Below are 7,916 nucleotides of genomic sequence, written 5' to 3'. Positions count from 1 at the left end.
ATTTGCTCAGCCAGTTTCTTGATGTCAGATTGGTTAGTCATTGCTTATTCTCCTGTTAGTGGATTATAAGCAGTTACACAAAGTTTGGGAAACTCTCATGGAAAATTGCCTTTTGAGTTTGAAGCAATGTACAATGATAAGATTAACCCGTTAGGTCAGGTGGCCTAACTTAAATAAAAAGTCTCCGACAAACCCGGTACGGTTCACTATCTATTGTTATTCTTACCTGAAATTGATGTGAGCTTATAGAGACAAGGTAAATTTGCAAAAGTGCCGGCTATTCAGTGTTCATTGAATGTTTAATTTAATTTATTAAGCTTGACCTTGGAGTGGCTCTAAGCCTTATACTTGGTACAAATTTTTCGGTTGTTATGATGATGCGTTCTACTACATGGATTACAGTCTTGGTTGGATTGTTCATGTTCCAAAGCTTTTGGAATGTGGCGGCGGCCTTTTGTGTCCATGAACAACAGCCTCAATCACAGCAGAGTTATCATTTTGGTCATCACCAAAATACCTTGTGTGCCAGCGATAGTCGTCAACACGATCATAATGGACAGTCAGAAAACATAAAAACATTCAGTAGCGATTTAGAAATCGGTGAAGATCATCAAGATCATCTACCATCGATGATGCATTTGATTGTACAAAATGAAAAAGTAGATGTGTTTCATCCAAGCTCTGAAGTTAAAGTGAATCCACAATTTCATTGGAAAAACAGCTATCAGGCTCCTGACCTGTTTCAACAAAGCCCACCTCCCGAATTTTCCCCGCTCATGGTGGGGTAGCCTAAAACATTCCCACCACTTTTATTATTTAAATAAGTGGGAAAAATCATGTCTTCACAATCAATTATACTCTTGCGTCATAGCTTGGTTGCTTGTATATGTGCAGCGGCTATGCAATATAGCTATGCTGAAAACGTTACCAGCTTTGAATCCGCTTTAGCAAAAGTACAAAGTTACCAGACTCAAGACAAGCCGTGGCAACAAGTTCAGCAAATATCTGAATTGAATATTCAGCAAAGTCGGTTATGGCAGAATCCAAGTATAAGTTTAGAACAGTCTGGCTTTGGCTCAGGTCAAGAACAGGAATTCAATGTTGGCGTTAGTCAACCTCTAGATCTATTTGGTCAGCGTAAGCTGAACCGGGTGATTGCCAATACCTCGAATCAACAAATCCAATTGCAACAGCAATTATGGAAGGCACAAAGCCAACTGATTGTTAAATTTGCATGGTCGCAATTTGCACTTGCTGAGGTTGAGCAGTCTGCTTATTCAGTACAGTTAAAAACAAGTGAAGTCAATCTGGACAGTGCCCAGAAACGCTATCAGGCAGGCAGTATTGCCCTGGTTGATTTTGAGCGTGCCCAAATTGAAGCGCTAGAAATCCAACGACTTTATCAGCAAGCGATGCTGAATAAACAAGCTGCCGGTCGTCAGCTGTCTAATTTGTGGGGGGGAGAAACATCTTCACATCTTCAATTGAATAAAACCGCTATCCCTTGGCCAGAGCAAAGTCTCCAAACTGTGCAACGGTATATTGCTGAAGGGTGGCTAGAAAAATTCTATGCCTTGAACATTCAGCAATCGGATCATCAAATTGAAAATTTAAGAATTCAGGCACGTCCCAATCCGACTTTAAATGTAGGCATGAAACGTAGCAAAACCCCTAATGAAAGCAACGATACGACTTTAGCAATCGGCGTGGCTATTCCACTGAATATTTTCAATCGCCAGCAATATGCGATCCCGATGGTCCAGCAACAGCAAATATTGCTGAACCAACAGCAGCAGCGTGAGCTGAAGCAACAAATACTCGATATTGCCAACAGCATGCATCAGCTCAAAGGTTTACGTAGCCAGTTCGATGCCACAACAGCACAAGTTACTTTGGCGACCAAAGTTCAGAGCCGTACTTTACTAGGGTTTCAGGCAGGGAAACTGTCCATTACCGACGTTCAGCAAGCAACCACCCAACTGCAGAATCTTCGATTGGGTCAATTACAAACTCTACGTCAAGCTTGGCAAACTGCCCTAGCAGCTGAGGCACTCAGTATTGGCACAAGTTATGAAGAAATTAGCCGTTCGGATGCCTATACACAACTGAATAAAAAGGCAGTCGAAGCATCGCAAAATTTAATCAATGGGGGAGCACGATAAAATGAACGCCAAGCAAAACGGAAAAATATCCCAGTCTCTCATGATTGCAATTTTGATTCTGATTACGGTCTTGGTCAGTCTGGCTATTTGGTTAAGTTCAAAAAAAACTGAATCTGAGGGGCGTGGTTATGATGAGGGAAATGCCGAATATTCTGATGAAGATAGTTCTGAAGAAGGACATGCTGAAGAAGGCGAAATACAACTGACCAGCCAACAAATGGTTGAACAAGGTTTAAAAGTTGCTGTTGCATCCACAGGATTGGTTGAAAAGCTGACAACCCTGCCAGGTAAATTGGTGGTGAATACCGATCAACAAGCGCATATATCGCCTAATTTTAGTGGTTATGTCGAGCAGATCAATGTGGCTTTAGGACAGAGCGTGCAAAAAGGACAAACGCTGGCTGTACTAACCGTGCCTGAACTGATCGACCAACAGGCAAATCTGCGTATGGCACAGGTGAATCTGGATTTGGCCCGTAAAGATTACCAGCGCGAACAGCAACTCTGGTCACAGGGGGTTTCTGCCAAACAGGATTACCAGCGTGCCGAAAATGCCTACCGTCAAGCGCAGATTACTGTCCAGTCCTCACAAGCACGTTTAAATGCATTAGGTGCAAGTGGCAATAACAATGGGCGTTTTCTGATTAAAGCACCGATCTCTGGGGTGATCAGTCAAAAAGATATTGTGGTCGGTGAAAATGTGCAACTGGCTAATCAGCTCTTTGTCATTGAACAGCTGAAAGATTTATGGCTTGAGTTTAATTTGCCGAATCAATTCTCAGGTCAACTGCAAGCCGGGCAAAAAATTGACTTTAAAGTGAATGATTCAGATCAAAGCTATAAAGCTACTGTACAAAGCTTAACCTCTCAGGCAGATGTACAAACAGGGCGTCTGGTGGTGCGCGCAAAACTCGATGCGCAAGCTACTGAGTTGCGTTCTAATGTGTTAGTGAGAGTGTTGATTCCGGAAGCTACAGCAAAATCAGCCCTTCGGATTCAAAAGTCTGCGCTGCAAAGTATTGAAGGTGAAGACAGTATTTTCATCGTAGATTCAGAACAAAAAGGTCAAGTCCACTTAAAAGCACAGAAAGTGCAATTGGGGCAGGCTTCAAGTGATGGACAATGGCTTGAAGTGATTTCTGGGCTGACTGAAGGGCAGAAGTATATCGCTCAAGGCAGTTTCTTGTTGAAATCTGAATTAGAAAAAGACGAGGCAGGCCATGGACATTAATTCTGATCTGCCAAAACCAGAAGGTTTATTCGAACGAATCATTCAGTTTTCCATACAAAATGCGATTTGGGTGTTGCTCTTTGCCTGTACCTGGATTGCGGTCGGGGTGTATAGCTATCAGAAACTCCCGATTGATGCTGTACCCGATATTACCAATACCCAAGTCCAGATTAATACTCAAGCCAAGGGTTTTACTGCGCTTGAAGTCGAACAGCTGATTACCTATCCCATTGAAAATGCCATGGCTGGCATTCCGGATCTGGAGCTTACCCGTTCCATATCCCGTTATGGACTCTCTCAAGTCACCATTATCTTTAAAGATGGGACTGATATTTATTGGGCCCGTCAGCAGATTAACCAACGGACACAGGAGGCGCAATCTGAGTTGCCTGCACAAATCGCACCGACGATGTCCCCCGTTTCTACGGGTCTCGGTGAGATTTATCAATGGGTACTGAAGGCAGATCCGAATGCGAAAAAGCCGGATGGAACTGCATACACGCCGATGGATTTGCGTGAGATTCAGGACTGGATTGTGCGTCCTCAACTGCAACGTGTTAAGGGAGTTGCAGAGGTCAACAGTATTGGTGGTTTTGAAAAAACCTATGTGGTCTCTCCCGATTTAAACCGGATGCAGCAACTGAATATCTCATTAGAACAACTGCAACAGGCTTTAGCGCAAAATAATGAGAACCGAGGTGCAGGTTATATTGAAGACAATGGTCAGCAACTGACGGTACGTGTACCGGGTGCATTCAATGGGCTTTCTGATATTGAGAACACCATGCTGGGTAGCCCAAATGGCAGCCCAATTCGGGTTGGTGATATTGCGCAAGTCTCTATTGGGCATGATTTAAGAACCGGTGGGGCAACCTATAACGGCAAAGAAACCGTTTTAGGGGTTGTCATGATGGCGATGGGTGGAAATAGCCAGACTGTTTCTAAAGCTGTGGATGCCAAGCTTCAAGATATTCAGAATAGTTTGCCTAAAGGGGTAGTGATTGAAACGGTGTACGACCGTACTATCTTGGTTGAGAAGGCGATTAAAACCGTTCAGAAAAACTTGGTAGAGGGAGCAATCCTGGTCATCATCATTCTGTTCCTGTTTTTAGGGAATATCCGTGCTGCCTTGATTACTGCCTGTGTCATTCCACTCTCTATGCTGTTTACCTTAACCGGGATGGCACAGCAAAATATCAGTGCCAATCTGATGAGTTTAGGTGCACTCGATTTCGGCATCATTGTCGATGGTGCTGTGGTGATTGTCGAAAACTGTATCCGGCGTTTAGCCCATACACAGCAACTGTTAAAACGACCTCTCACACAAAGTGAACGCTTTAAGGAAGTTTTTCTGGCTGCCCGCCAAGCACGTCGTCCTCTTATTTTTGGTCAGCTTATTATTTTGGTGGTGTATTTGCCGATTTTTGCTTTAAGTGGTGTGGAAGCAAAAATGTTCCATCCGATGGCATTGGCAGTGGTACTCGCCCTTGTTGCAGCCATTATTTTATCGATCACCTTTGTGCCTGCTGCTGTGGCATTGTGGGTCAAAGGCGATATTCAAGAAAAAGAAAGTCGTTGGATGTTATGGCTAAAAGCTAAATATCAGCAAACTCTTGATATTTCGTATCAATACAAAGCAGTTGTGCTGACTTTTGCACTGTGTTTATTAGTGATTACGGGATTTATCAGTACCAAACTCGGCAGTGAATTTGCACCACAGCTCAGTGAAGGAGACTTTGCGATACAACAGTTACGTTCACCAAGTACAGGCTTAGAAGAGTCTTTACGTATTCAGGAGAATACTGAAAAACTTCTTTTAAAGAGTTTCCCTGAAATTAAGGCAGTATTTGCCAGAACGGGTACAGCCGAGGTTGCAACAGATGTCATGCCACCCAATATTTCAGATGGCTATATCATGTTAAAGCCTCGTTCAGAATGGCCAAATCCTAAAGAAAGTTTAGATGAATTACGTGGCCGTATGGTGACGTATTTAGCCACGATTCCAGGCAATAATAGTGAATTTTCACAACCGATTGAACTCCGATTTAATGAATTGATCTCAGGTGTGCGTAGTGATGTTGGTGTGAAAATCTTCGGTGATGATATGAATGTCCTCAATACTGAGGCGACTAAAATCTCCAAAATCATTCAGCAAATATCGGGTAGCAGTGCCGTGAAAGTTGAGCAGACCTCAGGTTTGCCATTACTGAATGTCGAGGTAAATAAAACTTTGGCTGCACAATATGGTTTGAGTGTGCGTTCAATTCAAGACCTTGTGGCAACCAATATTGGTGGACAAAGCGTGGGAGAGATTTTAGAAGGCGATCGTCGTTTTGATTTTGTTATCCGTCTTGGAGAGCAAGACCGTAGTGTCGCATCTGTTTCCCAGTTACCTATTCAGCTTCCAAATGGTGGCAGTATTTTATTGTCGGATGTCGCGCAAGTCTCGACCATTGAAGGAATCAACCAAGTCAGTCGAGAAAATGGTAAACGCCGAGTTGTGGTTACAACGAATGTTGAAGGGCGTGATTTAGGGTCTTTTGTTTCTGATGTACAGACACAGCTCAAAGCATACACTTTGCCAAGTGGTTATTGGATAGAATATGGCGGTCAGTTTGAAAATTTGGCTTCAGCCAAAGCACGGATGCAAATCGTGATTCCACTGGCTTTAATCACTATCTTTATTTTACTGATGGCGGTCTTTCACAATGTCAAAGAAAGTCTATTGGTCTTTACCGGGATACCCTTTGCCTTGACCGGTGGTGTGCTGTTCCTTTGGCTAAGGGATATTCCATTATCGATGTCAGCTGGAATTGGCTTTATTGCCTTATCTGGTGTTGCAGTCCTCAATGGACTGGTAATGCTGACCTTTATTAAGGAATTAAGGGACAAATATCCAGTGCATAAAGCCGTGTGGCAAGGGGCTATTTTGCGCTTAAGACCAGTGTTGATGACAGCTTGTGTGGCTTCACTGGGTTTTGTACCAATGGCGCTGGCAACCGGAACAGGGGCTGAGGTTCAACGGCCACTGGCAACCGTAGTGATTGGCGGGATTATCTCTTCAACATTACTAACTTTGGTGCTGTTACCCGTGCTTTATCGTTGGATAAATGAAAAAAAAGTTTCTTAATCCAATAGATTAGTCGATTTACAGCAGAGATATTGGCTGTTATCCAATATCTCTGCTCATCATAAATAGAATAAGGAAAATATTTTATGTCAGAACATCATGATCATAGCCATGCGGTTGTTACTGAAGAAAATAGTAAGAAGTTAATGGTTGCCTTAGGTTTAACGACTACTTTTTTAATAGTAGAAGTTGTCGCTGCTTTTGAGACCATCCCGAATTCTGTGTAACTGCCGTTCAAGCTTTCTTTCCTGATAACCTTAACCAGTTCAAACCAGCGGTCTAACTTAACTTAAATTACCATCCCCCGATATATTCTGGGTGGTTAATTTTTTTAAAATAGACAAAATCATACAAGCTATATAAAGCTTATAAATACGAGGAGAAATTCATGGAAGTTGAATTAAAAGGTTTTGATACATTGGAAAAGAATGTCTCAGAGTTATCTAATACTGATAGCATCCCACTGAACGACCTTATGAACCCTAGCTTTATATCTAGTTGTAGCCAATATTCGAATTTTGAGAAGCTAATAGAAGCCTCTGGGTTCAAAGTGGAATCAAAAGAAGATTTTGCAGCCATTCCAGATCAGGAATGGGAGCAGTTTATTCAAAAAAATACATCCTATGAAAGCTGGATAGAAATGCAACAAGCTGCTGTGGTGAGACCATCCCGAATTCTGTGTAACTGCCGTTTAGATTAAATGCTTGCTGATACGATCATCAAACATAATCATAAAGCGATTAAGGGCAGACGTCCAGTTACGGATTGGCATCGACCACTTTTTAGAGGCCTGCTGGGTTGCCAGATATACTACCTTGAATGCTGCCTGATCAGAGGGAAACACCTTACGCTTATTCACCGCTGTCCGAATCACGCTGTTTAGCGACTCTATCGCATTGGTGGTATAGATCACTCTTCTGATGTCTTTAGGATAACCAAAGAACACCGTTAAGCCCTCCCAGTTATTGCGCCAAGACTTGATGACATGCGGGTACTCTTTGCCCCATACTTCATCAAAGTGCTCAAGGTTGGCCTCTGCCATCTCAAGCGTATCAGCACCGTAGATGGCCTTTAAATCAGCTGCTACGGCCTTCTTATCTGCCCAAGGTACAAACTTCATCGAATAGCGCACCATATGCACGATACACAGCTGAACCTGAGCGTTGGGGTAGACGGTGTTAATGGCATCAGGGAAGCCTTTTAGGCCGTCTACACAGGCAATAAGAATATCTTGTACTCCACGGTTTTGTAGTTCAGTGAGAACGCCCAGCCAGAACTTGGCGCCCTCGTTCTCTGATAGCCACATACCAAGCAGCTCTTTTTTACCATCAAGAGCAACGCCTAAGGCCAGATAGATAGCTTTGTTGATGATCTGCTTGTCCTGACGAACTTT

Annotated in this window: 6 protein-coding genes and 1 pseudogene; 6 read left to right on the top strand and 1 reads right to left on the bottom strand. The window is 43.0% G+C overall.

Features of this window, described 5'->3' with window-relative positions; translation table 11 throughout:
• Nucleotides 1-371: 371 nt before the first annotated feature.
• The 6 genes and pseudogenes from ACQKCG_RS13485 (at nt 372) to ACQKCG_RS13460 (ending at nt 7,223) form a co-directional block, all read left to right on the top strand.
• On the top strand, nt 372-788 hold the full coding sequence (locus ACQKCG_RS13485) for a cation efflux protein, CzcI-like (protein WP_227543712.1): 417 nt from the start codon (nt 372-374) through the stop codon (nt 786-788).
• Nucleotides 789-836: 48 nt separating this feature from the next.
• Nucleotides 837-2,162 carry a TolC family protein gene (locus ACQKCG_RS13480; RefSeq protein WP_201599714.1) on the top strand — a complete coding sequence of 442 codons (1,326 nt, stop codon included), beginning with the start codon at nt 837-839 and terminating at the stop codon, nt 2,160-2,162.
• A 1-nt stretch (nt 2,163) separates the two neighbouring features.
• Entirely contained in the window at nt 2,164-3,393 is a 1,230-nt protein-coding gene (locus ACQKCG_RS13475) for an efflux RND transporter periplasmic adaptor subunit (RefSeq protein WP_068034974.1), read from the top strand.
• The gene (locus ACQKCG_RS13470; protein ID WP_186475555.1) at nt 3,383-6,523 is read left to right on the top strand and encodes an efflux RND transporter permease subunit; all 3,141 of its coding nucleotides are present in this window, start codon (nt 3,383-3,385) and stop codon (nt 6,521-6,523) included. Before ACQKCG_RS13475 ends, ACQKCG_RS13470 begins: the two co-directional genes overlap by 11 nt.
• A gap of 86 nt (nt 6,524-6,609) precedes the next feature.
• Nucleotides 6,610-6,732: pseudogene (locus ACQKCG_RS13465) on the top strand (cation diffusion facilitator family transporter); the annotation flags it as partial.
• Between the two features lie 179 nt (nt 6,733-6,911).
• The gene (locus ACQKCG_RS13460) at nt 6,912-7,223 is read left to right on the top strand and encodes a hypothetical protein (protein ID WP_427585477.1); all 312 of its coding nucleotides are present in this window, start codon (nt 6,912-6,914) and stop codon (nt 7,221-7,223) included.
• Here the strand turns inward: ACQKCG_RS13460 and ACQKCG_RS13455 are convergent.
• A partial coding sequence (locus ACQKCG_RS13455; RefSeq protein WP_427585476.1) for an IS256 family transposase occupies nt 7,215-7,916 on the bottom strand: 702 nt, incomplete at its 5' end. The genes ACQKCG_RS13460 and ACQKCG_RS13455 overlap by 9 nt on opposite strands.

The organism is Psychrobacter sp. NPDC078929 (assembly GCF_050267985.1).
GTDB lineage: Bacteria > Pseudomonadota > Gammaproteobacteria > Pseudomonadales > Moraxellaceae > Psychrobacter.
The sequence above is the reverse complement of the archived record's forward strand: the minus strand, read 5'-3'. Positions and strand labels throughout refer to the sequence as shown.